Origin of the sequence: Acidovorax sp. BLS4 (assembly GCF_032929295.1) — a bacterium.
In the GTDB taxonomy this organism is placed as follows: domain Bacteria; phylum Pseudomonadota; class Gammaproteobacteria; order Burkholderiales; family Burkholderiaceae_C; genus Paracidovorax.
The window spans coordinates 3,132,637-3,158,833 of record NZ_CP136797.1 but is presented as its reverse complement, the minus strand read 5'-3'; the positions used below and the strand labels follow the sequence as shown (position 1 = coordinate 3,158,833).

Annotated in this window: 29 protein-coding genes, 4 tRNA genes and 1 pseudogene; 15 read left to right on the top strand and 19 right to left on the bottom strand. The window is 62.4% G+C overall.

The window, feature by feature from the left end; translation table 11 throughout:
* Positions 1 to 54 precede the first annotated feature (54 nt).
* The 12 genes and pseudogenes from R1Z03_RS14655 to R1Z03_RS14600 all read right to left on the bottom strand — a co-directional run bounded on the left by R1Z03_RS14655 (position 55) and on the right by R1Z03_RS14600 (position 10,151).
* Positions 55 to 1,002, bottom strand: coding sequence for a S49 family peptidase (locus R1Z03_RS14655; RefSeq protein ID WP_317352149.1), 948 nt, complete (start codon positions 1,000 to 1,002; stop codon positions 55 to 57).
* Positions 999 to 2,282 carry a phage portal protein gene (locus R1Z03_RS14650; RefSeq protein ID WP_317352146.1) on the bottom strand — a complete coding sequence of 428 codons (1,284 nt, stop codon included), beginning with the start codon at positions 2,280 to 2,282 and terminating at the stop codon, positions 999 to 1,001. The genes R1Z03_RS14655 and R1Z03_RS14650 overlap by 4 nt, the downstream gene beginning before the upstream one ends.
* 1 nt (position 2,283) lies before the next feature.
* Entirely contained in the window at positions 2,284 to 2,463 is a 180-nt protein-coding gene (locus R1Z03_RS14645) for a hypothetical protein (RefSeq protein ID WP_317352143.1), read from the bottom strand.
* A complete protein-coding gene (locus tag R1Z03_RS14640) occupies positions 2,460 to 4,250 on the bottom strand; it encodes a terminase TerL endonuclease subunit (protein ID WP_317352141.1) in 1,791 nt (596 codons plus the stop codon). Before R1Z03_RS14640 ends, R1Z03_RS14645 begins: the two co-directional genes overlap by 4 nt.
* Positions 4,210 to 4,686 (bottom strand): phage terminase small subunit P27 family, encoded by a 477-nt coding sequence (locus tag R1Z03_RS14635; protein WP_317352138.1) that lies wholly within the window; start codon positions 4,684 to 4,686, stop codon positions 4,210 to 4,212. Before R1Z03_RS14635 ends, R1Z03_RS14640 begins: the two co-directional genes overlap by 41 nt.
* A gap of 150 nt (positions 4,687 to 4,836) precedes the next feature.
* Positions 4,837 to 5,247: an HNH endonuclease gene (locus R1Z03_RS14630; protein WP_317352135.1), complete on the bottom strand. Its 411-nt coding sequence runs from the start codon at positions 5,245 to 5,247 to the stop codon at positions 4,837 to 4,839.
* Positions 5,248 to 5,260: 13 nt separating this feature from the next.
* Positions 5,261 to 5,366, bottom strand: a pseudogene (locus R1Z03_RS14625).
* A gap of 103 nt (positions 5,367 to 5,469) precedes the next feature.
* Complete coding sequence (locus R1Z03_RS14620) at positions 5,470 to 5,904, bottom strand: hypothetical protein (protein WP_317352132.1); 435 nt, start codon at positions 5,902 to 5,904, stop codon at positions 5,470 to 5,472.
* The gene (locus R1Z03_RS14615) at positions 5,891 to 6,232 is read right to left on the bottom strand and encodes a hypothetical protein (RefSeq protein WP_317352130.1); all 342 of its coding nucleotides are present in this window, start codon (positions 6,230 to 6,232) and stop codon (positions 5,891 to 5,893) included. Before R1Z03_RS14615 ends, R1Z03_RS14620 begins: the two co-directional genes overlap by 14 nt.
* A gap of 409 nt (positions 6,233 to 6,641) precedes the next feature.
* Complete coding sequence (locus R1Z03_RS14610; RefSeq protein ID WP_317352127.1) at positions 6,642 to 9,326, bottom strand: VapE domain-containing protein; 2,685 nt, start codon at positions 9,324 to 9,326, stop codon at positions 6,642 to 6,644.
* A 73-nt stretch (positions 9,327 to 9,399) separates the two neighbouring features.
* A complete protein-coding gene (locus R1Z03_RS14605; protein WP_317352123.1) occupies positions 9,400 to 9,693 on the bottom strand; it encodes a hypothetical protein in 294 nt (97 codons plus the stop codon).
* Complete coding sequence (locus R1Z03_RS14600; RefSeq protein WP_317352120.1) at positions 9,690 to 10,151, bottom strand: phage regulatory CII family protein; 462 nt, start codon at positions 10,149 to 10,151, stop codon at positions 9,690 to 9,692. Before R1Z03_RS14600 ends, R1Z03_RS14605 begins: the two co-directional genes overlap by 4 nt.
* Positions 10,152 to 10,231: 80 nt before the next feature.
* Here R1Z03_RS14600 and R1Z03_RS14595 point away from each other — a divergent pair, with 80 nt between their 5' ends.
* On the top strand, positions 10,232 to 10,606 hold the full coding sequence (locus R1Z03_RS14595; RefSeq protein ID WP_317352118.1) for a hypothetical protein: 375 nt from the start codon (positions 10,232 to 10,234) through the stop codon (positions 10,604 to 10,606).
* A gap of 105 nt (positions 10,607 to 10,711) precedes the next feature.
* Positions 10,712 to 11,068, top strand: coding sequence for a helix-turn-helix transcriptional regulator (locus R1Z03_RS14590; protein ID WP_317352115.1), 357 nt, complete (start codon positions 10,712 to 10,714; stop codon positions 11,066 to 11,068).
* A gap of 34 nt (positions 11,069 to 11,102) precedes the next feature.
* On the opposite strand, the gene R1Z03_RS14585 is transcribed toward R1Z03_RS14590, so the two are convergent.
* The gene (locus R1Z03_RS14585) at positions 11,103 to 11,621 is read right to left on the bottom strand and encodes a hypothetical protein (RefSeq protein ID WP_317352113.1); all 519 of its coding nucleotides are present in this window, start codon (positions 11,619 to 11,621) and stop codon (positions 11,103 to 11,105) included.
* A 131-nt stretch (positions 11,622 to 11,752) separates the two neighbouring features.
* Between R1Z03_RS14585 and R1Z03_RS14580 the strand changes: the two genes are divergently transcribed.
* The 10 genes from R1Z03_RS14580 to R1Z03_RS14535 all read left to right on the top strand — a co-directional run bounded on the left by R1Z03_RS14580 (position 11,753) and on the right by R1Z03_RS14535 (position 17,612).
* The gene (locus tag R1Z03_RS14580) at positions 11,753 to 12,064 is read left to right on the top strand and encodes a hypothetical protein (RefSeq protein ID WP_317352112.1); all 312 of its coding nucleotides are present in this window, start codon (positions 11,753 to 11,755) and stop codon (positions 12,062 to 12,064) included.
* Positions 12,061 to 12,414, top strand: a complete 354-nt coding sequence (locus R1Z03_RS14575; RefSeq protein ID WP_317352109.1) for a hypothetical protein — start codon at positions 12,061 to 12,063, stop codon at positions 12,412 to 12,414. The genes R1Z03_RS14580 and R1Z03_RS14575 overlap by 4 nt, the downstream gene beginning before the upstream one ends.
* Before the next feature lie 174 nt (positions 12,415 to 12,588).
* Positions 12,589 to 12,753, top strand: a complete 165-nt coding sequence (locus R1Z03_RS14570) for a hypothetical protein (protein WP_317352106.1) — start codon at positions 12,589 to 12,591, stop codon at positions 12,751 to 12,753.
* A gap of 51 nt (positions 12,754 to 12,804) precedes the next feature.
* Complete coding sequence (locus R1Z03_RS14565) at positions 12,805 to 13,122, top strand: hypothetical protein (protein WP_317352103.1); 318 nt, start codon at positions 12,805 to 12,807, stop codon at positions 13,120 to 13,122.
* Positions 13,119 to 13,325 carry a hypothetical protein gene (locus tag R1Z03_RS14560; RefSeq protein WP_317352101.1) on the top strand — a complete coding sequence of 69 codons (207 nt, stop codon included), beginning with the start codon at positions 13,119 to 13,121 and terminating at the stop codon, positions 13,323 to 13,325. The genes R1Z03_RS14565 and R1Z03_RS14560 overlap by 4 nt, the downstream gene beginning before the upstream one ends.
* Before the next feature lie 2 nt (positions 13,326 to 13,327).
* Positions 13,328 to 15,802, top strand: coding sequence for a ParB/RepB/Spo0J family partition protein (locus R1Z03_RS14555; RefSeq protein ID WP_317352099.1), 2,475 nt, complete (start codon positions 13,328 to 13,330; stop codon positions 15,800 to 15,802).
* A complete protein-coding gene (locus R1Z03_RS14550; protein ID WP_317352097.1) occupies positions 15,799 to 16,023 on the top strand; it encodes a hypothetical protein in 225 nt (74 codons plus the stop codon). The genes R1Z03_RS14555 and R1Z03_RS14550 overlap by 4 nt, the downstream gene beginning before the upstream one ends.
* A gap of 44 nt (positions 16,024 to 16,067) precedes the next feature.
* The gene (locus R1Z03_RS14545; RefSeq protein ID WP_317352095.1) at positions 16,068 to 16,517 is read left to right on the top strand and encodes a hypothetical protein; all 450 of its coding nucleotides are present in this window, start codon (positions 16,068 to 16,070) and stop codon (positions 16,515 to 16,517) included.
* Between the two features lie 10 nt (positions 16,518 to 16,527).
* Positions 16,528 to 17,382, top strand: a complete 855-nt coding sequence (locus tag R1Z03_RS14540) for a hypothetical protein (RefSeq protein ID WP_317352093.1) — start codon at positions 16,528 to 16,530, stop codon at positions 17,380 to 17,382.
* The gene (locus tag R1Z03_RS14535) at positions 17,379 to 17,612 is read left to right on the top strand and encodes a hypothetical protein (protein ID WP_317352091.1); all 234 of its coding nucleotides are present in this window, start codon (positions 17,379 to 17,381) and stop codon (positions 17,610 to 17,612) included. Before R1Z03_RS14540 ends, R1Z03_RS14535 begins: the two co-directional genes overlap by 4 nt.
* On the opposite strand, the gene R1Z03_RS14530 is transcribed toward R1Z03_RS14535, so the two are convergent.
* The gene (locus R1Z03_RS14530) at positions 17,578 to 18,588 is read right to left on the bottom strand and encodes a site-specific integrase (protein WP_317352090.1); all 1,011 of its coding nucleotides are present in this window, start codon (positions 18,586 to 18,588) and stop codon (positions 17,578 to 17,580) included. The genes R1Z03_RS14535 and R1Z03_RS14530 overlap by 35 nt on opposite strands.
* Positions 18,589 to 18,728: 140 nt before the next feature.
* Positions 18,729 to 18,820, bottom strand: a tRNA-Leu gene (locus R1Z03_RS14525).
* An 862-nt stretch (positions 18,821 to 19,682) separates the two neighbouring features.
* Between R1Z03_RS14525 and R1Z03_RS14520 the strand changes: the two genes are divergently transcribed.
* The 3 genes from R1Z03_RS14520 (at position 19,683) to R1Z03_RS14510 (ending at position 23,079) form a co-directional block, all read left to right on the top strand.
* Complete coding sequence (locus R1Z03_RS14520; protein ID WP_317352088.1) at positions 19,683 to 21,509, top strand: hybrid sensor histidine kinase/response regulator; 1,827 nt, start codon at positions 19,683 to 19,685, stop codon at positions 21,507 to 21,509.
* Positions 21,510 to 21,590: 81 nt separating this feature from the next.
* A complete protein-coding gene (locus R1Z03_RS14515) occupies positions 21,591 to 22,616 on the top strand; it encodes an OmpA family protein (protein ID WP_284428904.1) in 1,026 nt (341 codons plus the stop codon).
* A 331-nt stretch (positions 22,617 to 22,947) separates the two neighbouring features.
* A complete protein-coding gene (locus R1Z03_RS14510; protein ID WP_317352087.1) occupies positions 22,948 to 23,079 on the top strand; it encodes a hypothetical protein in 132 nt (43 codons plus the stop codon).
* 184 nt (positions 23,080 to 23,263) lie between these two features.
* Here R1Z03_RS14510 and R1Z03_RS14505 read toward each other — a convergent pair.
* The 4 genes from R1Z03_RS14505 to lon all read right to left on the bottom strand — a co-directional run bounded on the left by R1Z03_RS14505 (position 23,264) and on the right by lon (position 26,175).
* Positions 23,264 to 23,339, bottom strand: a tRNA-Gly gene (locus R1Z03_RS14505).
* A gap of 123 nt (positions 23,340 to 23,462) precedes the next feature.
* Positions 23,463 to 23,536, bottom strand: a tRNA-Cys gene (locus tag R1Z03_RS14500).
* 54 nt (positions 23,537 to 23,590) lie between these two features.
* Positions 23,591 to 23,666, bottom strand: a tRNA-Gly gene (locus R1Z03_RS14495).
* A gap of 85 nt (positions 23,667 to 23,751) precedes the next feature.
* Positions 23,752 to 26,175, bottom strand: coding sequence for an endopeptidase La (gene lon, locus R1Z03_RS14490; RefSeq protein WP_317352085.1), 2,424 nt, complete (start codon positions 26,173 to 26,175; stop codon positions 23,752 to 23,754).
* Between the last annotated feature and the right edge of the window lie 22 nt (positions 26,176 to 26,197).

The window sequence follows — 26,197 nt, the reverse complement described above, 5'->3', positions numbered from 1 at the left end:
TTCGGGCATAAAAAAAGCCCGCAACTGCGGGCTGGTGGACTGCCGCGAACGCGGTCAGATTTGGGACTGGATCTGCAGTGCTGCAGCTCGCACGGACACACGGCCTGCCTGGCGCTGCGCGCGGGACTCGGCCACCGCGCGAGACAGGTCGTCAACGGCATCCTGGGGCGAGGCGAGGCGGTCGGCCAGGCCGGCAGTGATAGCGGCCTGGCCGCGGTACAAACCGGCCTCAGTGGCGCGGACTTTGGCCGCGGGCATGTCGCGGTAATCGGCCACCGCGGACACGAACATTTCATAGCCCTCGTTGACCAGATCCGTGAGCACCCGCAGCGACTGGTCGCTGATCGGCTCGTGGGGAGTGAGGTCGTTTTTGTGCGCGCCTGCAAACACGGTGGTGATCTTGACGCCCATCTTTTCGGCCATGGCCGAACGGTCCATGTGGCTGGCAATCACGCCTATGGACCCAACGCCGCTAGTGCGGCTCACCACCACCTCAGAGCAGGCGGAGGCGATGAGGTAGCCGCCGCTGTAGCCCATGAAATTGACCAGGCCTGTGATTGGCTTTGACTGCGCCATGCTGCGAATGTCGGCGGCCAGCTCGAACGCGCCGGCCACGGAGCCGCCTGGGCTGTCGATGTCCAGCACGATGCGCTCCACCATCGGGTCGTTGATGGCTTGCCGCAGAAAGTTGCGCAGGCCTTCGTAGCTGGTCATCGTTTCGCAGGCCTCCAGATTCGCCGCACGCGGCACCAGCACGCCGTGCACGGGGATGACGGCCACGCCGGTATTGGGTGTGCCGCCCTGGCGCTGGTCATCCACCGCCGTGCGGCCACTCCCTTCGTCATCATCACGCGAGATTCGGTCCGCGGCGCCGGGGCCGAGGTTGATGATGTTGAGGCTCATGACCTGATTGGCCCAGCGCACACCGAGATCCAGCACGTCAGGGGTGACCATCAAGGGCTGATTGAACAGGAGGCCCGAGGTTCGGAGGTAGCTTTTCATGGGTTCAAAACCTTTGCAATGTCCAGCATGTGCTGCTCAAGGTGCGCACGCACCTTGGGGTTGCCTGCATCCCAAATGCCTTTGGTGGCATCCACCATGTTGAGCGGCTGCAGGTAGGTGTCGCCGCCTTGCACCGGCGGCATGTTTTCCAATCGGCGGATGTCGTTCACCGACAGCCAACCCCATTGCCTGCCGATGGCATAGGCTTCGTATCTGGTCTTCTGGTCGCCGCGCAGCAGGCCCGACAAGTTGAACTCGATGAAGTACCTCTTGCGGTCTTCGGCCAGCAGGAAGTCGCGCATCATGGATTGCTCATGCCGCTTGATCCAAGGCAGCAATCCAAACACCGTGAACATGATGAGCAGTTGCTCGACGGTGTTGTAGTTGGCTCCGTCAAGATCGTTGACCATGGGCAATGGGATCTTGTAGATCCGAGCCGCATCCGCGCCGGACAGCTTGAGGATGGAGACGATCTCTGCATCCACGTTGTTCATCGAGACCGGCTTGAAGGTCATCCCCTCCTGCAGCAATGCCACTTTCTTGGCGTTGTCGATGCCGCCGTACTTCTGCCCCCATTGATCGACCAGCTTGTCGATGGTGTTCTGGTCCTTGATTGCGGCCACTTCCTTCGGCCGCTCGATGACCCCCGAGACCGTCGCCCCGTTTGAGAATGACTTGCCCGCGTACTGGCGTACCGCCTGGGCCAAGCCCACGGCCTCGGCGTGCAGTTCGACGGGCGACAGGCCCACGTAGCCGTCGTGGCTCACCCATCGAACGTGGTGCACCAGGCGCATCGGCAAGGGGTCTGCCACACCGCTGACGCGGTAGTAGGGCAGCATGTCCGGCCCCTTGAGTACCTGCACCTTCGGTGTCGCCAGCGGCCACAGCGCCTTGACGTTGCCATCCTCTCGCCGCTCGATGAACTCATACCCATTGCCGCGCAGCCCTGCGGACATCTGGAGCAGCTCGACCCTTTCATAGGGGGTCTGAAATGGATTCGGCTGGTAGCGCAGCACGTCGTAGGCCGGGTGGTTCACCGCCGAACTGCGCTGGCCGCCCTCCTGGCGCTCATAGATCTCGCACGGCAGCTGGGCGGCACTCTCCGCCAACAGGGTGACGCAGTTCTGAAGGATGGGCAGCGCCAGCGCTGTTTCCGGGGTCACCCTCACGCCGCTGCTGTTCTTGCCCCTGCCGAGCAAGCCACGCCAGAAGCCGCTATCGCTGTCCGTCAAGGTGCCTACGCTTTCGCCGTTGCCACCGAGGACGTTGGAAAAGAACATTTCAACCCTCCCGTTCAGGTGGCGGCATGGCCGCGGCCGCGCGGTCCAGCAGCTTGGCGTAGGCCAGTAGCGCGAGGCCTGCGACGACACACGCGGCAGGCACATTGACCATGGCAACACCCGCCACCACCAGGCCGAAGCCCAAGATGCCGAGCAGCCATGACAGGATGACCAATTTCATATTCCCACTCCTTTGTCGTACACAGAGCCATCGGCTCCGATCCGCCCGCCGCTGCTGATGCCAGCCGCCATCACGGCGGCCACGATTCCGTCAATGCGCCCGATGGACTTGGACTTGTCCACCTTGCGGTTGTTGGCCGGGTCGCTCACCACAACGGCATTACCCGCGTTCCATGTCAGCACCGGATTGCCGTCGTGCCTCAAGGTTTCGACCTCGACATCCAGCGGCTCGCCTTTTTCATCGGTCGGCGGCAGGCCTAGCAAGCGCCGTTCGAACTCATCGACGGCGGGCGCAAAGTCCTGAAAGCCCTGGCCGAATCTCTGCATGGGGGGCAGCGTGATGCTGTTGTCAGCCATGAGCTGCTGCAGATCCTCAATCCGCCATCGATCGAATGCGATCTGCACCACCTCGAAGTATTCGCAGATCTGCACCAGTCGGCGCAGCACGTGCAGCTTGCTGATCGCCCGGCCTGGAGTGGTTTCGAGCCACCGCTCGTTGATCCACACGCGATAGGGCACGTGGTCCTTCTTCTCGCGCTCCTCCAGCTGGTGATCGGGTATCCAGAAATACGGCATCAACCGCCAATGCGGGTCATCTACCGTCGGGTAAAACATGAGCACAAACGCCGTCAAGTCGGTCGTGCTCGAAAGGTCCAACCCGGCGACAGCCGGGCGGTTGCGCAGCAGTGCGAGGGGCACTCGCTCCTGCGCCTCGCTCCATACATCCCAGCTGAGCCAAGGTGAGTCGGCCTGCGTCCACATGCAGAAGTTGAGCCGCTTTACTACCGACTCTTTGGCCGGCATTCCTCGGCAATCGCGCACCTGGTCACGCAGGTACTTGCGGCCAGGGATGCCATCGGCCTGCCCGTGCGCCCGAAAGTCAAGCGAAGGGTTTACCTTCGGCCAACACGCTTCGTCCTTGAGCGGGTCTTCCCCTTCGTCCAGCGAGCAGATGAACGCGAACAACGTGTCGTTTTCCTCCAGGCGCTTGCAGACCCGTACGCCCAGATCGTGATACTGACCGCATACCGTGTTCTTGTCCGAGCCGCTGTTCGTGATCATCACCACCATGGCGCGGCGCCGCTGCTTGCGGCCGGCCAGCATCATGTTCACCACCGTCGGCGACTTGTGTTCGTGCACCTCATCGATCAAGCCAATGTGCGGGCGCGGTCCCGATTGCCCATCGTCCGAGCTGATCGTTCGGAAGAAGCTGTTAGTGCCAGGATAGAAAAGATTCCAGACCTTTTCATCACGCCCAGACTGCACCAGGCGGCTCCGCAGCTCGCTGGACAGGTTGACCATGCTGACCGCATCGCGGAACAGGATCTGCGCTTGGTCGCGCTTCGTGGCGGCGGCGTAGATCTCGGCCCGCTGCTCGCCATCGGACACCAGGCCGTACAGCCCGATGCCCGCAGCCAGCGGCGATTTGCCCGAACCCTTCGCTGTCTCGATGTAGACCGTGCTGAAACGGCGGTATCCATCGGCTGTGTACCAGCCGAAAATGCTGCCCACCACGAATGCTTGCCATGGCGCGAGCAGGAATGGCTTGGCTTCGTACTCGCCGCCGTTGAGCTTGAGAACATCTTCAAAAAAGCCGATAGCCCGGTCTGCCAGGTCCTGGCGCCACACCAGGCCCCGAAGATGCCCCACCAGCAGATCGTCAAGATGCCGTGCGGCGGCGTTGCGCACATCAGGGCCAGCAATGATCGCGCCACTTGCAACCTGCCGGCAGTAGTCAGCTACCAGGTCAGTGATTGAAGTAGCGGCTGGCGGCGTCGCTGTGGGCATTCTGGAATAGCTCCTGCTGCGGCGCCACGGCGGCCTTCATGTTGCGCCGTGCAAGAGGCGTGAAACCGAAGCCCGCGCCAGCAGCGTTCGCGCGCTTTTCCGCATCGTTGGCCAGCTGGCGCCAGATGCTTATCTGCTTGGCCCCGGTTGCAAAGGTCTGAACATCGCCGCTGTCAGCCAACCGTGCGTTCTCCGCTGCGATGCGCTCGCGGAACATTTCCCAGTCGGCCACTGCCTCGCAGTAGCTGGCGAGCGCCATGCGGTCCAGGCGGTGCACCCAGCCGAGCGTGAGCAAGTCGGGCACGACTCGTTTCCACTCAGCCACGGCGCGTGGCGTCAGCCAGTCGGGCCGCTCTGGCTCCACCGCCTGCAGCTGCAGCGCAGCGGTTTCGTTCGCCAGCGCGGCCGCGTTCATCTTGCTGGCGTTGCCGGTCATCTGGTGCACAAAGGGCGGCAGCGCAGGCCGGCCCGAATTCGAGTTTCCGGCCATATGGCCCCCTTTCCTTGATACCCCCCCTTCCCCATATTTCCCGGCGTTGCGAGCGGAGAGGAGCAGTCGGTCTTGAGTGGGTGCAGGTGGAAGTTTTTACCCCCCCCTCCCCCCTGTTTTGAGGTTCCAGTGGTGCCCGGCGTCCAGCGGCCGGCCATCGGGCGCGCACCCCACGCGTCGCCCGGACTTCTCCAGGCGCTGCTTGTCCGAGTCGTGGCACCGTTTGCACAGGCCCTGCCAGTTCTCGCGGTCCCAGAACAGTTCGCGCGCCGCAGTGATGCGTGCTGCATCGCCGCTTTCCGTGGCCTCGCGTAACCTCGGCGCCTTGATGTGGTCCACCACAACGGCCGCTTCCATCTCGCCGCGGCGCTCATGCTCCGCACACAACGGATGGGCGCGCAAATATCCTTCGCGCGCTCGCTGCCAGGCCGACGTGTAGCCACGTTCGTGCGCACTGCCGCGTCGCGCGTCGAAGTCTTTTCGGTCAGCAGCGCGTCGGGGCGTCATGGTTTCTTCCTTTTGGCGTCGGCGCTGGGATTCGAACCCAGGCAGTCAAGCGCATCGGCTCACGGCGCCGCGCAGACCTCTTGCATCGCGTCACCCTTTGTCCTCTCGGGCACGCCGACAAAAACAAAACCCCGACAAGCGCGGGGCCTGCCGGGGTTCCGACTGGTGCATGAGCGGGTGGGACGCACCAAACACCAGTTGCCTGAAATGTACCCAAAGTCTCTATGTCGTAAAACTCCCCCCGATGCCTTTCGCTTTGAGCGCATCGCGCAACCGTAGCTTTTCATCTGCCCTGTCGTTGAGCCACATCGCAATGGCCATGTCGGCCTGGTCAAGCCGCGCATGCATGGTGGATGCAGCGCATCCATCACGTCGCGCCGCCTCCTGCACGCCAAGCTCTTGGATGTACACCGCCAACAGTGCGCGCACCAGATGCGGCCGCGTCTCCTTGAACGATGTAATGGCGCGGTCCGTCTCTGCCGCCTCCTCCTCGAATGCTGGGATGGCCACGCTGTTGTAGCTGCCGCGCTCCCACACATCGCTCACCCAGTCGGCCAGCACGGACTGCTTGGCGTACCCGCCACTACCAGCACCGCCACGCGATGCCCACAGCGCCCAGTTCTCCAAGCGCTTCACCACCCAACTAATGCGCGCCATTACCACTCCCCGCCTCTGCAGGCGCCGCACTCCACACCCACGCAGGCCATATGCACACGTGTGCACTGCCAAAGATCACCATGAATCTGCCGGCCTCCTCCAGCGTCTGCACATCCATCCCGGCCGGGCAACCAACCACATGGCCGGCCTCAATGGCGTAGAAACATCCGGGTTCACCGCGCAGGCCCTGCCGGACGAGTGCATAGGCCTTGGTGCCTATGGCCGCCACTCGATCCTCAATACACGCCAGGGTGTTCGGCATGCACCGCCTGATGACCTCCAGGCGCTGGGCCACCAACTCCTTCACCGCCGATTCGGTTGCTGACATCGTTGCTGCTCCTTTCCGGGCCGTCCACCCGTCCACCTATTACTACTGACTCCACACACACAGGCAGGAGATCACGCGCGCACGCGCCCACACACGCACCTACCCGCCTGCGCCCACATCAAGGGCACACACGAAACACACAGGCAATGCAGCGGCTTCGACTGGTGGTATGGCTCCATGGCCACCGTCGTGCGCTCTATGCCGGACGCTGGACGGCTGGACGGATCGCACGCATGTGCACCTCCAGCCACCGGCCGGTGACAGGTCGGGCTATGTCATAGGCCCGTGCGATGACCTCCCCGCCACGGCACCACAGCGCAGGCCGCGAATCGCGCCTCCCGCATGCGTGGTGGTGCCGTGCGTTTCCTGCACCGAGGGCTTTTCCGGCGTCGTGCGCGCCGATCCCTGCTCAAAACGGTGCATGGTCATCGTCCTCACCCCACGGGGCCGCAGCGGGCTCGGTGGGGTCTTGTTGTTCTGCAGCCTGCGTCTGTGCCGCTGACGGTGCAGAGTCATCCTCATCTTTAAAAATGGGCGGCCACACCGGCGGCTGCTTGTACCCGCGCCGTCGCTGCCCTCCACTTTCCCGGCCTGGCTCCCATCCCTGCTCAATGAGCCAGTCGCGCACCTGGCCTTCCAGCATTGCGCTGGACTTGCCCGGATCTGCACCCAGCGCCTGCACCAGGCCGTCAATCGTCACAAAGGCCGTCAACTGGTTGAGCTGGGCCGCAGCCTTACCATCCACAGCCGGCGCGCCCTCGCGGGTCAGCAGCGCCCACAGGCGGCCCTGCACGCTGGTTTCAACCAGGCGCAGTTCCTGCTCGGGCTCAAAGAAGGCCTTTTCTTCTTCACGGGTGGGGTAGTTGCGCCCCTCGGCTCCGCCAGCATCAAACAGGCGCAGCGCCTCGGCGAATAGTTGATCTCGGAACTTGCGCAACCACTCCAGATTCAAGGGCCCGTCCACACTCACCGGCCAGAATCGACGGTTGCCCGTGATGTCGAAAAGGTACTGCCGCTTATTCGTCGTACACCAAATCACGCACTGGCGCGGGTGGTCCTGCACGTAGCGACCATAGGCACCCCGGTATCGGTCCTTCTGGCTGGAGAAAAACGCCTTGACCGCTTCCGCATCTGCGCGCCGAAATGCCGTCATCTCCGAAAGCTCATAGGCCACGATGCCGCTCAGCTGCTCCATGCCATCTTTGCCGCTGCCGATGTCAAAGTGGGTGTCCGAGAAAAACTCCTCTCCCACCAGCGTGCGCACCAGCGTGGATTTACCCATGCCGGCCTTGCCCTCCAGCACCACCGAATAGTCGAACTTGCAGCCTGGCTGCATGACGCGGTAAACGTGCCCGAGGATGATGAAACGCCCCACCAGCTGCAAGTAGCGAAGACGCTTCTTCGACAGCTTTTCCGGCGTCAGGCCCAGCACGTGAATCAGCCACTTCTCCAGCCGCGGTTTGCCGTCCCACTTCGCACTACGCAGCCAGTCGCGGAATGGGTGGAAGCGGTTCTCATCGGCGACCGTCTCGATAGCCTCCTGCAGGGCGGCACGCGACGGCGCGCGCATCTTGTACTCCCGCACCATGTAGTCGCTGAGCCGCAAGTCATCTTGGTCTTTGAGCGGCCCGGTGGACTCACGCCATGGGAACGCCTTGCGCGTCACCGGACCGTCGCGCAATTCGTCATAAGCCACACAACCCACCAGATAAGGCGACTTGCGCAAACCAGCAATCACCACGCTGCGCGTCGGCAAGACCTGATGGCGACCCTTTAGCTCTTGCTCATCGACCAGCCAATCGAGGTACTCACCGAACGCATCAATGTCCCCACCTCCGCCGCCTTTCCCAGCTCCGGCGCCAGCCGAGGGATCGCGTTTTTTTGGCGGCTCCCCACCCTGGCCGCCTCCTGCGTCCGCAGGAGCAGACACGTCCGAAAGCAAGGCCCTGGCCGTGCCGAAGTACGCAAGCACGCGTGCAAAGTCCCACCCGTCCGTTTCGATGGCGTCACGACAATCCCATCCCGAAGGCTTGACCCCCGGCTTGTCGATGGGCAGCAGCTGCACCGTGCAGCCGTGCGCGTCGCGCAGTGCGCCACCAATGCCGAGCATGGCCTTTTGACCTGGCTGCTTGTCGAATGCAAGGTATGGCTTCGCCTGCTGCAGGACCTCCCGCGCCAATTCGTCCGGCGTGTCTTTCAGCTCCTGGCGAGTGAGTTTCTCGCGGTGTGAATCGCAGTCCGGCCACATGATGACCGTGCAACCCGCAAGCCATGACCAGTCCGCTTTGTCCCAAGCACTCGACCCACCCGGCCAGCTCGCCACCATGTACACGCCAGGTGCACCGGCATCAAGCAACTGCTGCAGGCAATCGGCCTTCCGCTCACCCTCCACCAACACCACCGTGCGGCCATCCGGCGCTTGACCGGCGGGAAAGTACAGCGGCCGCGGCTCCTCCCATCCCCGCCATTTCCACGTCTCGCTACCGTCGCGGTCACTGCGGGCATAGGTGTAAGGCATCGGCAGCTTGCCGCCATTGCTGCGGACAAATCGCACCACATACCCGTACACATCGCCCCCGAGCTGATAGCAGGCCGTGTGGTCGATCCGCTCGCCCTTTGAATCAGGGTTGTACTCGTGATGCCAAAACGTAGGACGAACGTGATGCGCTGGCGCAGGCTTGATGCCCGTCCAAGTCTCTTTGTCCTTTGCAGGCGCTTTCGGCGGTGGCGGTGGCCGGGGCGGCTTCGGCGGTGGCGCGCCTGCAGGTGCTGCTGTCACGATGCCTGCAACGGACTCCAGCCCTTCTTCCCGCGCCACTTGGGCCGCAGCCTTGGACATGGACAGGCCATGGATTGCGGCGTACAGGTCAAGCAGATCGCGCCCGCCCTCACCCGCCGAAAAGTCGCTCCACAGGCCGGTTACCAAGTTGATTGAGCAGCTATCGCCCTTACCGCCAGCGAGCGACCCGCAGACGTACTCAGGCTTTCGGAACACACCACCCGGCAACCACTCCGGCACCAGCGTATCAGCGCGGTCTAGAAGAGCATTGGCCAGGTCGGCGAACTTGATAGGGGGCAACGGCTCACGCGCCATAGACCACCCCCGCGCGCAGGGCTACACAAGCCGGCGTCCCACCGCCAGCGGCATCGTGTGCAAAGGCCATCGGCTACCCCACCCAGGTGGTAAGCACGCGGGCAAGCCCAGCGCCCGCATCACAGGGCGCTGGAGCTGCCTGGGCGGGCACATATTCCGCCACGGGCCGGTTACGGTACTCGACCCGTCGAGGCCGGGCAATGGACAACTGCCCGGCCCGGCTCATGTTGCCCACCGTGCGGCGGGCGGCATCTAGGCCCACGCAGGCATGCCGCGCCATCTCCTGCAGCGTGGCCCCACGTTCAGGCGTGGCCAGGGCTGCGCAGGCCTGGAGCAGTGCCAGGCGCACCTCTCCCGCCGGCCTCACGCTCCACCGCCTTCGGTGGGGGCATTGGCGCCGCCGCCCAGGGCCGCAATCAGCGCTGCGCCGGTGGCAATCAGCTCGCCCACCTCCTTGACGATGCGCTTGCGTTCGTTGGGCGTGATCTTGTCGTCAGCCGCGGCCATGGTGACCTCTCGCACGACATCGCTCTGCTCCCGCAGCATGTCGCCCAACCTGGCCAACACGTTGTTGCCGCCCTCCTGCAGCACCTCGGGCAAGGGCAGCGTCATACGACCGCATTGCGCCGCAAACGCTTCGAGGATGCGGTAGTCCCCTGACAAGACCGTCATGCGCACCGCAGTTTCAAGGCCGAGCTTGGCCGTCCCCGTGCGGGTCACTTCGTGGCTGAGCGTACCGCCCGCCTTACCCACACGCGGCCCCAAGCTAGCCGCACCGCCGGGGTACTGCTCTACCAAGTTGTACGCGGCATCGATCACATGCATATCAGACCCCTCGAATCGTTGTTACTGACACGCACGCGCACCCCGCAGACACTTCAGTCCGAGGGATAACAAAACACAACATGCGCCAGTCGAAGAAAAGAAAACACGCCACCACGCGACCATGCGAAGAGCCGCGCGCTTGCCTGCGCGCGGCCCACCATCTGGGGGAGAAACTGGAGGAACCCGGCGGCATGGCTACGGGCGTGGTGGGTGGAAAAGATGGAGAGTCAGGTCTAGTCATTCGTGACTTCCCCTGCCCCCGAAGAAGCACTCACAGTGGGCACGGCGATGCCGTGTTCCCGCGCCAATTGCTCAACACCGCCGGCAAGGTCGATAAGAGCGATACCGGCGCTGAATCGCGGCTCCGCTCGCCCCATAGAAATGCGGCAAATGGTGGACTGATCCACGCAAGCCCTATCAGCCAGATCTCTCTGGCTGAATCCTTTGGCCTGTAAGACGTGGATCACCTTTGGCCACAATTCGGAGTGATGCATCAATGCATTATGCCGCACGATGCACTAGCGCATCAAGGCACGTGTGCGTATGCCGAAAATGCGCGCATGCACGAAAAGACGCGGGAAATCATTCGCAGGTTGATGGCCGAAGGCGGCATCACCAGCGAGCGGCAACTCGCCTCCGACTGCGGCATGACACAAAGCACGCTGAACAGATTCATGAAGGGCGCAACGGATTCGCTGGAGTTCCAGCACATCCAGACGATTGCGCACTATTTCGGCCTGACCGTTTCTCAACTGATCGGAGAAACGCCGTTCAACGAAGACAGGAAGGTCCGCGTAGTGACCCTGGCTATGGAGCAGATGCCAGAGTACAAAAAGGACATGCTGGTAGCAGCTAGCTCTGCGCTCACTGAACCAGACAACGGAAACGGACACGCCCGAAGCGCCAACGGCCATTGACCAGGCCGAGCGCCCCCCGCGCCCGAAATTTCGGCTACATCGCGTGCCGGATTGACTTCATGTCTTTGCCGGACTTGCCACCACAGTCCCGATTCCAGTTCCCCGGCTTGCCATCCTTGCCAACGACTGCGTTCTGAGTCACCACAGCATTGAAACTGTTAGTGCCGCGGAACTCTAGGCATAGCGCCCCGCTGGGGATCAATACGGCGCTCACCAGCTCGAATGAGGCCGGATTTTTCAGAGTAGCTTTGACGCCCCTGGCGGCGTTGACCGAGAAAGCGAAGTCAGCTTCGGCCTTTGCTTTAGCGGCCGACTCGGCAGCACGCTGCTCTGGAGTTTTAGACGACTCAAGCGCAGCGGCTGCTGCTGCTCGCTCATCCTGTTGGCTTTGCGATGACAGCAGTGCATAGAAAATAAGCACGGTCACGCCACCCAGAAAAGCCCACTGCAGCCTAGTGTGCTTACGACCAAATTTCTTCGAGCCGCAGCCCGGACACGCCTTGGCAGAGTTCGCAACCTTAGAGCCGCATTCCTTGCACATCACCAACGCCATCGTCCGCTCCCTTTGTTGAACTGAAGAAACAACTATTCCACGAAATTCACACACAGGTGATGCACTGATGCATTGACAGATGGTGATGCATCAATGCATCATTCGGCCACGTTTAACCAACGAGGGCCGCAATGGACGCTTCCGACACCCCCAGTGCACACGTGTGCACAAAGATCACGTTTGAGATCAACCGCGACAACCTCGCCGGCTACACCGACGAATACCTAGCCCAGCTGTGGCACATCAGCCAGGCCAACCCTGCGCCATTCGGCGACCGGGCGGCCTGCGAGTTCGCTGAGCATGTCGCCCGCGAATGCGTGCGCCGGTTCGTGTCCGGCGTGCCATTGGCGCTCTGGAATCATCAAGGCCGGCACGTTGAAAAAGCAACCCGAGCCATCGCATCAGCGCGGGAAGACCTCAAAGCGTTTGGCGGTGCTCTATGAAGCGCCGAAGCCACCACAAAGCCGCCGCGCGAGCCAGCTACGCCCTACAGCGCGAATTCAAGGTCGCTAACGAAGCCGCTGCCGCCCCCATCGGCGGCGCCATCACTCCCCAAGCCTTTCGGAAATTGATCGAGGCCTTGGCTCAAGAGTCGCAACCGCCACGGCTGGACCTCGATGCACTGTGCGCTCAGGCTCGCGCCGCTGTGCGCTCGACCGTGGAACGCCGCGCATGCGCTCACGAGGTCGCAATCCTCAAAGCCAGCGATGCCGAAATCGACCGCACGCACGCCATTTACCGCGCCTACCGGCGCGACGTGGACGCGATCTTTCGGAGGCTCAGCAATGCATAGCCCGACCACCTCAACCGCGCAGGCCTACCGCGTCCGCGTGCCAGGGCATGGCACATACACCGGTGTGTTTCCCAGCCAGGCCGCAGCCCGCAGCCATGCGCAGGACCGCTACCCGCAAGCCCACCCGGCCAGTGTCACGTGCATCAGCCGCGCGAGCCACAGAAAGGCGCAGCCATGAGCGCGCCCATCCAGATCATCCGCCCGACCGCAGGCCGGCGTGCACGCAGACGGCGCCGCACCGCGGCACTGATCGTTGCCACCGCCGTGGCCGTCGTGCTGTGCGTGGCCGTGCCGCCACTGCTCGCCGGCGTGTTGCTCCCCCACCTCTTGGCCCGCTGAACCACCGTGCACACGTGTGCACACCGATCCATCGCAAGACCGTTGCCAACCATGTCCACCATCACCATCCACGTCATAGACCAGCCCGACGGCTCTGTCTCCATCATCACCACCGCAGGCATGCCCGTGGTCGGCGTCCCCCTCACTCCAGCCGGTTCCCTGGCGCTGGACCTGCTCACGGTGAGCGCTAGGCGCGCGAACCCCGTGCGGTACTGGGCCGGGGAGGACAAGGCCCTGCAGCTGGTGCATGACCTCCTCACCCCTGAACAGTACGGCTATGCCGTGCCATTTGAAGTCCACGAAGCGGCACGTGGGGTACTCGGAATTCCACGCCTCGGACGCCCGCAGCCGCAAGGGACCGCGCAATGAGCCGGATCAACCACACCCGCCGCCCGGCTGCGCAGCCCATCCACGCCGTCAAGTCGGGCCACTACCAGGGCGCCGAACTGCGCCCCTTCCAGGGCCGCCCAGGGGCCAACCAGGCCAACGCCCTGCCCAGCCGCGTAGGCCGCCGCCTGCACCACCCTGACGGCCGCGTGACGGGCTTGCAGGGTCAACCACTGGAGGAATGACCATGGCCACCGATCAACACGACAACGCCACCGCCATCCTGCCCGCCCCGGGCGCAGGCCCACAGATGCGCATGGTGGAGGTGGCCCTCATTGAGGAGAGCCTCACCAACCCCCGCAAGCACTTCAATCAGGAAAAACTGGGCGAGCTGGCAGACAGCATCCGCGCCAGTGGTGTGCATCAACCCATCCTGCTTCGGCCGCTGCCTGGCACTCGGCTGGCAGACACCTTCGGATACCGCCGTCAGGGCGCCCCCCTGCCCGCTTATGAGCTGGTAGCCGGCGCGCGTCGCCTGCGCGCATGCAAGATCGCAAAGGTGCACGAGGTGCCAGCCATGATCCGCGAGCTGACCGACGATCAAGCGCTGGAGATTCAGGTCATTGAGAATCTGCAGCGCGAGGACGTCACCGAGCTGGAGGAAGCGGAAGGCTATGAGGTGCTGATGCGCACCGGCAAGATCACGGCCGAGGAAGTGGGGGCCAAGATCGGCAAGAGTCGCAGCTACGTTTATGGCCGGCTCAAGGTGCTGGACCTGTGCCACCAAGCGCGCGAGGCCTTACGCGAAGGCAAGATCGATTTCAGCAAGGGCCTGCTAATTGCACGCATCCCAGATGAAGGCCTGCAACTGAAGGCGCTGGACTTCTGCCTGGGTAACCGTGGGTACTACGGCTCTGACGGACCGGGATACCGAGAGTGCGCCAACTACGTCCAGCAGAACTACATGCTCAAGCTGGGCAGCGCCAAGTTCAAGATCACTGATGCAAATCTGATCCCTAAAGCCGGCAGCTGCAAGGAGTGCCCAAAGCGCACCGGCGCCAACCCCGACCTGTTCCAGGACGTGGACAGTGCAGACGTGTGCACTGACCCCACCTGCTACCGCGCCAAGGAAGACGCCCACAGCGTGGCCGTGAAGAAGGCGGCGCTGGAGAGCGGCGCGCAGATCATCGAAGGCCGTGAAGCCAAGGCGCTGATGCCGAACTCGTGGAACAACGAGGTCAAGGGCTACCTGCGGCTGGATGACAAGAACGACAGCCCAACCGACAAGCCGCTGCGCAAGCTCATCGGAAAGGCCATGGAGCAGCAGGGCATTAAGCCAACACTGGTGGCCAACCCTCACAAAGGTGGCGAACTGGTGGCCGTGATCACAGCCGACCAGGCCGAGGTGCTGCTGAAGGCGGCAAACCAGGGAGAGGCCGCAGCAAAGATCGAACAGGAAGCACAGCGCGACGCAGAGCTGCAGAAACGGCAAGCCGCGGCCTCGGCCAAGAACGACTACGAAGAGCAATGGCGCTGGGATCTACTAGCCGCCACGTGGGCCGAGATCTCAGGCGGCTCACACGAAGCGCCGGCCGATGCTGTTTTGCGCCACATCGCCACCGACATGGCGAAGGCCCTGAACCAGGACCGCGCCCGCAAGCTGTGCAAGCTGCTGGACCTGGGCAAGGTGGCCCCCGTGCAAGGCCTTGTGCAATACATCGCGGACACCGACGCGCCAGGCGACGCCTTGCAGCTCATGGTGATGTTTCAGGACGTTGAGTACCGCCACTGGCTGGAGGCCGCGGAAACCAACAAGGGCTTGCTGATGGTTGCAGAGGACTTCGGCGTTGACGTCAATGGTGTGAAGGCCAAGACCAAAGCCAACCAGCGCGAGGCCGCGAAAGCCAAAGCAGACCGCGAGGCCGCGAAAGCTGCTGCCCCGAAGGGTGCTTCTACCCCGCCCCCCGCTGCGCAAGCCACCACTACGCGCGCGAAAAGCAAAGCTCAAAAGACCCCCGCTGCGCGGGCCACCGACACCGGGCCGAAGACCTCGAAAGCGCACGCGTCTGCGCAGATCGCCGAGGCGCTGGCGGATCTGGAAGGCAATGACCAGGCGCCTGCGGCGCAGGGCGACGAAGCACCGGCTGTCGCTGACGCGCAGCCGGTGGCCAGCGCTGCGCCCGCGGCCAGCGACAAGGAGCGGCCCACGCTGAAGGACAAGGCGCCTGCGGCGCAGGGCATCGATGCGGCGCCTGTCGCTGACGCGCAGGCACCGGCCGCGCCCGTTGGCCAGGGCGGTGCAGACGTGAGCAATGGGGCGGCAGCGAGCAAGCCAGTGCGCGCATCGTTCCCGAGGGGTGCAATCGTGAGGGTCAAAGAAGGCCTGAAGGGCCCCGGCGGGAAGCTGCGCAAGTGCTGCGGCCGCGTGGGAGTGGTGGAGAGTGGCGGCACACAGCTCACGCTGCGGTTTGGGCCACGACGCGATGAAATCGTGATCATCCCTGCAGGCGACGTAGAGCCCTACAAGGCAGATCCGATCATCGGCAAGCGAGTGCGCGTGCTGCAGGCCGGGCTGACGCCGCGCCGAAAGGAACTGCTGTGGAGCTTCGGCTCCGTCAAGGCCTGCCGCGATGACGGATGGGAAATCGCGTTTCACAGCAAAACCGGGGGCGTCCCTCGCCACGAAATCTTCGGCACTGAAGAGCTGGAGTCCATCGAATGATCGCGGCCGTGCAACCTGGCCAGGTCGATGCACCGCCGGACTGGTGCGCCGCAGACCGCGCGTACCAGCTGCATCACTTCGGCTGCGCGCAATGCTGCGCCGCCGGCACGGCCCCCGATACCCGCCATCGCTGCCCCGAGGGCCAGACCCTGCTGGACACCTACAACGCGGCCGGCGTGCCGCCCCATTTCCTATGGCTGCAACAAGCGAGGCAAGCATGACGCGCGGCCGCAAACCCCGCGTGCCACGCCGCATAGGCAACCCCATGGACATCGCAAAAAAGCGGGCCTCTCGCCTCACGGATGCAGAGATCGCTGAGCTGATGGCACCGCTACGCGAGTGCGCTGCGCGTCTCCGAACAGGCGTGGCCAGCGAACTGCAGCACGACACGCTGCACACCGCCCTGCAGATCGCAGACTGCATTGAGGCCAGCGGCATAGTGCGAGGCCTGCGGGAACACATTGGCACCGCGCTGCAGGCCAGCCAGGCCATCCGCGACCGCGCCATGGCAACGGGCACCTGGCGGCCCACTGCCCTGTACTTCTACGAGCTGGACGCAATCCGCGAGGCGCTCGACCTGCACGTGTACCAGCTGGAGCAACTTTCAGCCGGCGAGCTGCAGGACATCGTGACCAAGCTCAAGGCCCGCACGGCTAGTGCCGGCGGCCGCGTGGTCCAAGTAACCGAAAAAGACCTCGGCCTGCTGGCCGCGTGAAGGAATGACCATGGCTGAAGATCACAACATATTCGCCCCAGCTGCAACCGCCGACCTGGGCACGGAAGAGGCGGCATGGAACAGGGTGCGCCAAGAAGCCCGGGCGTTGAGCGAAGGCCGAGGCATTAACCAACTTCTTACCGCCGTTGATGAATACGGGGCAGCTTGCGCCACCCGAGCGGGAGCGCCCGTTTTCTGCGGAAGCTGGGCATGGGTTCCTTTGGAGCCGTGCACAGCGATGCTGATTGCTGGCAACCACGGCCAGCCCGGCGATTTTTCCGCACTCAAGGTGTGGCAGGACATGCTGGCAGTTTTGCAGCACAGTTTCGATTACACGCGACCTGTCGATCCACCGCACCCACTGCCACGCCAGGCAAGAGCGCCCGCCACCGACCGTCAGCCATCATTCTTCGACTGGCGCGTGGCGGTGCGCGTGCAAGGTCTACTGGCTGAAAGCGCTGCAAAACAGTCGCCGGCCGGCGAAGCCGCGATCCTCCGGGATGTAGCCACCTGGGCTGCACGCCTACTGGAAATGGAAGCCACGGCGACATCCGAAATGCCAGCCGAAAAGTACGACGACACCTTACTCCCGTTCCTGGAATTGATGCGCAAAGAATTGCACGCGAACGCTGGAAAAGGTGACCGCCCCGGCTGGTTAAAGCTGTCGGCTGAGCAGGCCCTGCTTGAGATTTATTGGCACACCGCCAAGCTGTCTGCAGCAGTGAAGCACAACAACGGCGACGCGATCATTGAGCACTGCGCAGATGTCGCGAACATGGCGATGATGCTACTTGACGTGTGCGGAGGGCTTGGCTTCCCCGCCGCGTCAACGGTATCCCAGGCAGGCGAGGCCCCCTTAGCATGACAGCAACCGAAGCGCAGCTTGTCGATCAAGTCAACAAGCTCACAAAGGCCGTGCAGTACATGGCGTCGATGCTGGGCACGCGTCTTGATCGCGGCCAGCTCGCCGAACGCATGGGCGTGCATCGCAATACGCTGGCCAAGCGGTTGGCCACAGACAAAAGTTTCCCAAGGCCAGGGAAGGACGGCAAATGGCTGCTCAGTGAAGTGATCGACTGGGAGCAGCGCCAGTGATGCGCCGCGCGATCTCGCCCGCCTTGGGGTTGTAGTAAACCATCGCGCGCTTCGGGTTGGTCCATCCGAACATCTTGCACAGATCGAGGACGTGGAGCAGCTGTGCCAGGCGGGTCGCAGCTGTGTGCCGGGCATCGTGGAACGTAAAGCCCTTGAGGCCGATGCGGTCCCGATACTTTCGAAAATTGGCGTCCAGGCTCTGCGGCTTGAGACCAAACACAAACTCATCATCGTAGCCACGCATCGCCTCGATGGTTTGCATCGTCATTGGCACTGCAGGCACGAACCGCTTGCCTGTCTTGCCGTCCACCAGAAAGCTGTCGGCTCGAACGTCCGTCCATTTCAGCCCACAGATCTCCCCAGCACGTGCACCCGTTTGCAAAGCCAGCAGGAAGGCATTGGCGATGGCGTGTGACACGCTGCGCACGGGCTTGCGCCGCTGCCAGCGCAGTGCCCGCAGCATGCGGCGCACCTCCACCCCAGTAATCACACGCTCGCGATGATCCGGCTCTGCAGGCCTGGACACATCCTTCATCGGATTAGCGGCAATCCACCGCCACTCCTTTCGCGCAATTTCGAGGACGCTGGACAGCAGTGTCATGTCCCGCAGCACCGCGCCTCGGGAGTTCAATTTAAGGCGCGCATCTCTCCAAACAACCAGGTGCGCCGGCGTCAGCTCTGAAAGCCGAACACGCGCGGGAAAGTAGTCCTGCTTTGGAAATGCCTTGAGCCGGATGACCTCTTTGACCTCCCCGGCTTTGGTGGGAGAAACCTTCTCGGCGTACTCCAGCAGAGCATCGGCCAGAGTCTTGATGGTGCCGGCCTGGCCACCAGCCATTGCACGCATTTCGGTGCTGCGCTGCGCAGCCCACTCGACCGCTTCGCGCTTGGTCGGGAAAGTGCCGCTGTCACGCTCGCCACGCACTTCGATCTGAATACGCCAAGTGCCTACGGCTGTCTTAATGGGGGTTGCCATTGGGGGGATCGGTGGGGGAAATTTGGGGGCGCCGCATGTGCATATGTGTGCAGCGGGCGCACTCTAACACTTTCCCAGCCCCGCTAGACCGTTGATTTGTCTAGCTTTGTGCAATGGCTGCACATTCGAAAACAGTATGGTGGTGCCCCGAGCCGGGGTCGAACCGGCACGCCCCTTTTCAGGAAGCGGCGGATTTTAAGTCCGCAGTGTCTACCAATTTCACCATCGGGGCGCCGGCTGCGCGGTGCGCACCTTGCATTCAAGCGTAACCCGGGCCACGCAGGTGCGCAACGCTGCCAATGCGGATCGGCCAATCCAAAGAGCAACCGACTCGCGCAATAAAAAAGGGAAGCCGAAGCTTCCCTTGCAAAACGGAGCGGGAAACGAATGCTCGCTTCCGACCCAACTTCTTGATCCACAAGAGGTTTTTCGGACACCCCTCGGGCAGAAAACCTGCATTATGTACTACTTTTTTGGGCTTGGCCAAACCCGGCTCAGCGCACGAGCTGTAACGCCCGTGCGCCCTACCCCACCATGGAGGGATAGGCAATCCGCAATCGACGTGTTCCAGTGCTGCTTTCCAAAAACCTTCGCTCTTCCAAAGCCAAAGGGATGCCATGCGATACGCACCATCGAACAGTCCGTCTGCCACTGCCTTGCTCTTGATGGGCTTCATGGCTGCCTGTGCGTCACCGGTTTGGGCACAGACGGCCGAGCCCGGATCCGGCATGTGGAGTTTCGACGGGTGAGCAACTTGCACGGTGGCCCAGTGCCGCTGACATCTGTGTGCGCCCCGACATCGCGAAGCCCGGCTTGCAGCGGCCATGCAGCAGCGCGGAGGTCAGCACGTTGGCGCCCTGCAGGTTCGATTGATTCGCAGCCGCAAGCCATGCGCGACACGTAGCGTGCATTCCGGCTGACGCCGCGCCGAGGTCAGAGTTCGCGGCTCACCGAGCGGAGATCGGGGTATGCGAAGCGGCGACCAACGACTAGCCGCCTTGCCCCACGCTAGGCTGACAGAGTCCTGCCCCCTAAAACTCCAGCCCCTCCCTCGCCTTTCCGCCTTACCCCATCTCCAATCCCCCATCCCGCAGATGCCGATCACACCCGACAGCCGCTATCCCGACGCATGGAACGCCGAGCCCGCGGCGGATGCCCAAACGTCCAACGCCGCGCTCGACCTGGCGGTACGGCGGCGGCTGCTCCAATCGTTTGCATCGCGGGGCGGCGCCTCGGAGATTCCGGCGCTCGTCATCCCGGGGGTGCTGACGTGGCTGCATGCGCGCAGCGGAGCGCCATCCGGGCCCATGCTCTGGTGGTGGGGTGCATTCCTCGCCTTTGCGAGCCTGCTGTGGACCATGCAGTGGCGCTTTCGCCAAGACGCCACTCGGCCCGATGTCGAGGTGGTGCCTCGCTGGGAGCGCACTTTCCAGGTGCTGGCGGTGGCAGATGGTGTGCTCTGGGTCGTGCCCATCGCGCTCACGCAGGGGGCGGCCCAGGATTTCCGGCTTTTGGTATACCTCGTCATGTGCGCGGTCATCGCCTCGGGCACCACCTTTCTAGCGCCGCAGCCGCGCGTGTTCTTTCCGTTCTTCGTGGCCACCTATGGGCCGATCCTGGCCGCCGTGACGTGGTATTTCCCCGAGCGCTGGCAGGCCATGCTCGCGCTAGTGGTCCTCTTCGGCGGCGTGATCTTGCGGCATGCCTGGGGGTCGCGCCGATTCGTCGTGCAACAGGTGGAAATGGAGCGCCAGCGATTGCAACTCGCAGAACGCTACCGCGAGGCCAAGGAAGAGGCAGAGCGCGCGCTGGAGGAAAAGAACCGATTTTTTGCCACGGCCAGCCACGACCTGCGCCAGCCACTGCACGCCATGGGCCTGCTGATGGAGACGGCGATTCAGCGCAATACCGATACGCAACTCGTACCGGTACTGAATGGCATCCAGGACTGCGCTCGTTCGCTTGCTTTCATGTTCGACGCGCTGCTCGACCTGTCGCGCCTGGAGTCGGGCACCTACGAAGTGCGGCGGGAGCCCGTCCCTCTGGCCACTGTGTTCGGCGACGTGGCGACGGTGTTCGGTCCAGATGCGCAGCAGCGTGGACTGCGGCTGCGGGTGAGCCTGCCGCGCCGGCGCATGCCCATCGTGCACACCGACGGCACGCTGCTGCGGCAGATGGTCTTCAATCTCGTGCAGAACGCGTTGCGCTACACCTGCAGAGGCGGCGTGCTGGTCGGCGTTCGCTCTCGCGGCGGGCAATGGCGCATCGAGGTTCGTGACACAGGCCCTGGCGTGCCGCTGGAGGACCAGCATCGCCTTTATGCCCCGTTCTATCGCGGGACCGCACGCTGGACACAGGAGGTGGCCGGCCACGGCCTAGGGCTCTCGGTGGTGGCGCGCTCGGCCCGGCTGATCGGTGCGGACCATGGTTTCCAGTCGACCGAGGGCCGGGGGTCTTGTTTTTGGGTGTCACTCGACGCGGCGCTGGATCACCGGCTCCAGGATGCCGAACCGCTGGGCGGCGTGTCATGGCAGGAGCGACTGGACTCGTTGTCGGGGCGCTGCCTGCTGGTCGAAGACGACCCCCAGGTGGCGCCCGCAGTGGCAGCGCTACTGCGCTCGTGGGGACTGGAGGTCAATGTGGCAATCACCGCGCAGCAGGCGCTGGAGATCGTGGACGCCGGCCCCGCGCCCGGTGCGATCCTGTGCGACCAACGCCTCGCCGGAGGTCAGAGTGGCTTCGCGCTGCTGCAGGAGTTGCTGCAGCGGTGCCCCGCAGCGCGTGGCGCGCTCGTGAGCGGAGAGTACCGGTCGGCCGCGCTCGCCCAGGCGGAGGAAGAAGGCTACCTCGTTTTCCGCAAGCCTCTCGCCCCCGCGCAGTTGCATGCGGTACTGACACGATGGTTTGGAGCCTCCGCATGACGTTTGGCACGGTAGTTTCGCAACGAGACCGGCCCGGCTCGCACCTAAATCCTTTTATGTCCCTTGCTAAGGAGTATCTCTGTGCAAAAAGCAGTAACCGCGATGTGGATTATGGCCATCTCAATAGGCCTTGGTGCATGTAAGAAGCAGGACCAGACGTTGCAAAGCCATTCAGCTTCGCCAGCGGTGACCGTTGCGAGTGCCCCAAGTCCGGACGTTGCACAGAAAGCGGCCGGCCATGCCTTCAAACCATCCAGCCTTCCAGTATCGACCGTACCGCTGGGTGCTTTCCCTTATATCGCGCTTCCAAGCGGATATGTCACCGGAAGTGCGCCGGACATGGCCGATTTCGACCAAGTGCCATTTTGGACAGGCGATCGCCTGGAACCGGTAGAAGGCAGGGTCTGGTCGGCGCACATCAGCGCGGCCGAAGGCAAAACGTTCTCGGACCTGGAACTTCAGCGAAACATCGAATCGGTGGTCTCCGCACTGGGCGGCAAAAAGATCTTTGATGGCAAACTCCCCGAAGAAGTTGGACAGAAAATCAAAGAGTGGCCACGCGATATCGCGCTCAAGTACAACAGTGGTTTGGGTGACGTGTGGAACAATCCTGCACAGGTATTCGTTGTCCACCGGGCTGATCGCGACATTTGGATCCACTTGTGCAGCTACCAATTTGGCGGCGGACTTCTTATCGCCGAGACCAAGCCGTTGGAAGTGACCGCCCGTTTGTTGCCTGCCAGCGAACTGAAGTCGCAGATCGACAAAACTGGCAAAGTGACATTGCATGTCAACTTTGACTCAGACAAAACCGAAATCCTTCCTGACTCGCTGCCACAGATTGCGCAGGTCGTGCAATTGCTCAAGCAAGATGCATCGCTGAAGTTGGCCGTTAACGGCTATACCGACAGCACTGGTGACCCAGCCCGAAACAAGACGCTGTCGGATGGCCGAGCCAAGGCCGTAGTTGCAGCAATTACCGCAAGGGGTATCGACACGGCCAGATTGTCATCGGCTGGTTTTGGCAGCGCTGATCCGGTGGCAGACAATGCCACCGAGAATGGCAAGTCGCAGAACCGCCGGGTAGAGTTAGTGAGACAGCAATGAGCCTGACAAGCGCCAACTACTCTGCAGAGCAATCACGTTCGCACATTCGCCAATCGAAATGGGCAGTTTCTTAGTCCGTGGGTATCCCTTTCGAGTTGCCTGTAATCCCATCCTCTGGTTGCCAGTCTTAAGGCTCCGTACTTGGAGTACCACCTGGACCGGAACGCCTCACACGTTTGAGTGGCAAACGCTTTTTCATCACTGCACAGAAACTGGGAGCTGAGTCGCGCCGCTGGCAAATAGTTGCAGCCAGAGTTGACCCGCAAACTCCTGCCTGTCAGAGGCTGCTTTTGGGTACAGGCCAATGGCAAGGTAAAGCCTTGGCTAAACCATGAAGACCGAAAACATCACTTTTCACCGTTGCCCCCACCACGAGCAACAAACTGACTCCCGCCAGGGAACAGTACTTTTGCCATCGTTCCTGATTGCACTGCAGAGCCGCCTGGGGAACGCCATCGCCTGATTGAGTAGCAGAGGGAACAGTCGAAACCTGAGCACTAAGACACCCAACGTTCCAGTACTGTTTTAAGTACTGAAAAAGTGACTGAGGGGTTGGATTTTCAGCAGAAGTGCTGGGTGCTCCACAGAAAAGAACACCGTCAAACGAATACGCCCTGGACTTCACTTAAAGTCCAGGGCGTAAAAATTGGAGCGGGAAAAGAGTCTCGAACTCTCGACCTCAACCTTGGCAAGGTTGCGCTCTACCAACTGAGCTATTCCCGCATGCTGCCAAATTGATTTCAACCAACCTAGCAAGACTCAAATTATAGCACCAATTTTAACCACTCAACCAGAACAACCGAATGTTCTTGTTCCGTGCATCAAAACCGCTTTCGCGATCAGTGCTGGAGGCGCGGGCCGGAGTCGAACCGACCTACACGGATTTGCAATCCGGTGCATAACCGCTTTGCTACCGCGCCAAACCTGCTTCCCTTGGCAAAAAGGGGAAGCTGTGCTTCCCCTTTTTTGGAAATTGGAGCGGGAAAAGAGTCTCGAACTCTCGACCTCAACCTTGGCAAGGTTGCGCTCTACCAACTGAGCTATTCCCGCATTTACCGAAGCCTCACATTGTACAACGTTTGCATCGATGGGATGAATTGTAGCGCAATTTTTGGAGGCTTTCGACAAATTTCCATCAATGCTTCACAGAGCCTGCAGTGGTAGAGGTTTTTTCCTCTGGCGCAGGCACTGCCGCAGCGATTTCTTCATCGGTAAGCGCGATCGGTTTGCGCTCGAGCGCCACTTCCAGCACCTTGTCGATCCACTTCACCGGCACGATTTCCAGCCCGCTCTTCACGTTCTCAGGAATCTCCTGCAGGTCCTTGACGTTCTCTTCGGGGATCAAGACGGTCTTGATGCCACCACGCAGTGCCGCCAACAACTTTTCCTTCAGCCCACCGATCGCCGTCACCTCGCCTCGCAAGGTGATTTCTCCGGTCATCGCCACATCGCCTCGCACAGGGATCCCGGTCAGCGCCGAAACGAAAGCGGTCGTCATGGCCGCGCCGGCGCTGGGTCCATCCTTGGGCGTTGCACCATCAGGCACGTGGATGTGGATGTCGCGCTTTTCAAAGGTCTCGTCCTTGATGCCAAGCATGCGAGAGCGGCTACGCACCACGGTTCGTGCCGCTTCCACCGACTCCTTCATGACATCGCCCAGCGAACCGGTGCGCGTGATCACGCCTTTGCCGGGCATGGTGGCCGCTTCGATGGTGAGCAGATCGCCCCCCACTTCGGTCCATGCCAAGCCGACCACCTGCCCCACCTGGTTCTGCTGCTCCGCACGGCCATAGGTGTATTTGCGCACGCCAAGATAGTCGGGGAGGTTGTCCGCGGTCACCACGACTTGCGGCGTCAGTTGCTTGAGCTGCAAACCCTTGACCACCTTGCGGCAGATCTTGGACAACTCACGCTCCAGCGAACGCACCCCTGCTTCGCGCGTGTAGTAGCGAACCACGTCCCGCACCGCCGACTCGGTGACCTGCAGCTCCTCGTCTTTGACGCCGTTGTTGCCCATCTGCTTGGGCAGCAGGTACTTCATGGCGATGTTGGTTTTCTCGTCTTCGGTGTAGCCCGACAGGCGGATCACTTCCATCCGGTCCAGCAGCGCCGGCGGGATGTTCATCGAATTGGAGGTGGCGACGAACATCACGTCGCTCAAATCGAAATCGACTTCGACGTAGTGGTCGCCGAACTTGTGGTTCTGCTCGGGATCGAGCACTTCCAGCAGGGCGCTCGAAGGGTCGCCCCGGAAATCCGTACCCAACTTGTCGATTTCGTCCAGCAGGAACAGCGGGTTGCGCGTACCGACCTTGTTCAAGCTCTGCAGTACCTTGCCCGGCATGGCGCCGATGTAGGTCCGGCGGTGACCGCGGATCTCCGCTTCGTCACGCATCCCGCCCAACGCCATGCGCACGTATTTACGCCCGGTGGCCTTGGCAATCGACTGCCCGAGCGAGGTCTTGCCAACGCCAGGGGGCCCCACCAGGCACAGAATAGGGGCCTTGACCTTGTCCACGCGCTGCTGGACCGCGAGGTATTCCAGGATGCGGTCCTTGACCTTGTCGAGGCCGTAGTGGTCTTCATTGAGCACGCCCTCGGCATTGGCAAGGTCGTGCTTGATCTTGGTCTTTTTGCTCCAGGGCAACCCGGTGAGCACTTCGATGTAGTTGCGCACCACCGTGGCTTCGGCCGACATGGGCGACATGAGCTTGAGCTTTTTAAGCTCGCTGTCCGCCTTCTTTCGCGCATCAGCGGGCATCTTTGCGAGCTTGATCTTCTTTTCGATCTCCTCGATGTCCGCGCCTTCCTCGCCTTCGCCCAGTTCCTTCTGAATGGCCTTGACCTGCTCGTTCAGATAGAAATCGCGCTGGTTCTTCTCCATCTGGCGCTTCACGCGGCCACGGATCTTCTTGTCGACATTGAGGATGTCTACTTCGCGATCCAGCTGCTCGAAGAGGTTTTCCAGGCGCAGCTTCACATCCGACAGGTCGAGCACAACCTGCTTGTTTTCCAGCTTGAGCGGCAGGTGGGCGGCAATGGTGTCCGCCAAACGCCCTGGATCGTCGATGGCGGAGATCGAGGTGAGGATTTCCGGAGGAATCTTCTTGTTCAGCTTGACGTACTGGTCGAACTGCTGCATCACCGCGCGGCGCAGGGCCTCGATCTCGCTGGGTTTGGTCTCGCCCTCCTGCGCTTCCACAGGCGCCACGGTCGCGGTGAAATGCGTTTCGTTGTCCTGGATGGCGGAAACGAGCGCTCGCTGCTGCCCTTCGACCAACACCTTGACGGTGCCATCGGGCAATTTCAGCATCTGCAGGATCGTGGAAACGCAACCCACGTCGAACATGTCCGAGACGAGCGGCTCGTCCTTGGCGGCGGTTTTCTGGGCGACCAGCATGATCCGCCGGTCGGCGTCCATGGCCAATTCCAACGCCTTGATGCTCTTGGGGCGTCCCACGAACAGTGGGATCACCATGTGGGGGAAGACCACAACGTCGCGCAACGGCAGCAACGGCAGGTCGATGGGGGTGGCAGGCAGTGGGGTGTGTCCGGACATGGAAATCCTCATGAAGCTGCTT

Bases quoted from the DNA above. Each gene is read 5' to 3' on its own strand.
- R1Z03_RS14655 (WP_317352149.1), bottom strand. From the start codon at position 1,002: ATGAAAAGCTACCTCCGAACCTCGGGCCTCCTGTTCAATCAGCCCTTG.
- R1Z03_RS14650 (WP_317352146.1), bottom strand. From the start codon at position 2,282: ATGTTCTTTTCCAACGTCCTCGGTGGCAACGGCGAAAGCGTAGGCACC.
- R1Z03_RS14645 (WP_317352143.1), bottom strand. From the start codon at position 2,463: ATGAAATTGGTCATCCTGTCATGGCTGCTCGGCATCTTGGGCTTCGGC.
- R1Z03_RS14640 (WP_317352141.1), bottom strand. From the start codon at position 4,250: ATGCCCACAGCGACGCCGCCAGCCGCTACTTCAATCACTGACCTGGTA.
- R1Z03_RS14635 (WP_317352138.1), bottom strand. From the start codon at position 4,686: ATGACCGGCAACGCCAGCAAGATGAACGCGGCCGCGCTGGCGAACGAA.
- R1Z03_RS14630 (WP_317352135.1), bottom strand. From the start codon at position 5,247: ATGACGCCCCGACGCGCTGCTGACCGAAAAGACTTCGACGCGCGACGC.
- R1Z03_RS14620 (WP_317352132.1), bottom strand. From the start codon at position 5,904: ATGGCGCGCATTAGTTGGGTGGTGAAGCGCTTGGAGAACTGGGCGCTG.
- R1Z03_RS14615 (WP_317352130.1), bottom strand. From the start codon at position 6,232: ATGTCAGCAACCGAATCGGCGGTGAAGGAGTTGGTGGCCCAGCGCCTG.
- R1Z03_RS14610 (WP_317352127.1), bottom strand. From the start codon at position 9,326: ATGGCGCGTGAGCCGTTGCCCCCTATCAAGTTCGCCGACCTGGCCAAT.
- R1Z03_RS14600 (WP_317352120.1), bottom strand. From the start codon at position 10,151: ATGCATGTGATCGATGCCGCGTACAACTTGGTAGAGCAGTACCCCGGC.
- R1Z03_RS14595 (WP_317352118.1), top strand. From the start codon at position 10,232: ATGCGCCAGTCGAAGAAAAGAAAACACGCCACCACGCGACCATGCGAA.
- R1Z03_RS14590 (WP_317352115.1), top strand. From the start codon at position 10,712: ATGCACGAAAAGACGCGGGAAATCATTCGCAGGTTGATGGCCGAAGGC.
- R1Z03_RS14585 (WP_317352113.1), bottom strand. From the start codon at position 11,621: ATGGCGTTGGTGATGTGCAAGGAATGCGGCTCTAAGGTTGCGAACTCT.
- R1Z03_RS14580 (WP_317352112.1), top strand. From the start codon at position 11,753: ATGGACGCTTCCGACACCCCCAGTGCACACGTGTGCACAAAGATCACG.
- R1Z03_RS14575 (WP_317352109.1), top strand. From the start codon at position 12,061: ATGAAGCGCCGAAGCCACCACAAAGCCGCCGCGCGAGCCAGCTACGCC.
- R1Z03_RS14570 (WP_317352106.1), top strand. From the start codon at position 12,589: ATGAGCGCGCCCATCCAGATCATCCGCCCGACCGCAGGCCGGCGTGCA.
- R1Z03_RS14565 (WP_317352103.1), top strand. From the start codon at position 12,805: ATGTCCACCATCACCATCCACGTCATAGACCAGCCCGACGGCTCTGTC.
- R1Z03_RS14560 (WP_317352101.1), top strand. From the start codon at position 13,119: ATGAGCCGGATCAACCACACCCGCCGCCCGGCTGCGCAGCCCATCCAC.
- R1Z03_RS14555 (WP_317352099.1), top strand. From the start codon at position 13,328: ATGGCCACCGATCAACACGACAACGCCACCGCCATCCTGCCCGCCCCG.
- R1Z03_RS14550 (WP_317352097.1), top strand. From the start codon at position 15,799: ATGATCGCGGCCGTGCAACCTGGCCAGGTCGATGCACCGCCGGACTGG.
- R1Z03_RS14545 (WP_317352095.1), top strand. From the start codon at position 16,068: ATGGACATCGCAAAAAAGCGGGCCTCTCGCCTCACGGATGCAGAGATC.
- R1Z03_RS14540 (WP_317352093.1), top strand. From the start codon at position 16,528: ATGGCTGAAGATCACAACATATTCGCCCCAGCTGCAACCGCCGACCTG.
- R1Z03_RS14535 (WP_317352091.1), top strand. From the start codon at position 17,379: ATGACAGCAACCGAAGCGCAGCTTGTCGATCAAGTCAACAAGCTCACA.
- R1Z03_RS14530 (WP_317352090.1), bottom strand. From the start codon at position 18,588: ATGGCAACCCCCATTAAGACAGCCGTAGGCACTTGGCGTATTCAGATC.
- R1Z03_RS14520 (WP_317352088.1), top strand. From the start codon at position 19,683: ATGCCGATCACACCCGACAGCCGCTATCCCGACGCATGGAACGCCGAG.
- R1Z03_RS14510 (WP_317352087.1), top strand. From the start codon at position 22,948: ATGAAGACCGAAAACATCACTTTTCACCGTTGCCCCCACCACGAGCAA.
- lon (WP_317352085.1), bottom strand. From the start codon at position 26,175: ATGTCCGGACACACCCCACTGCCTGCCACCCCCATCGACCTGCCGTTG.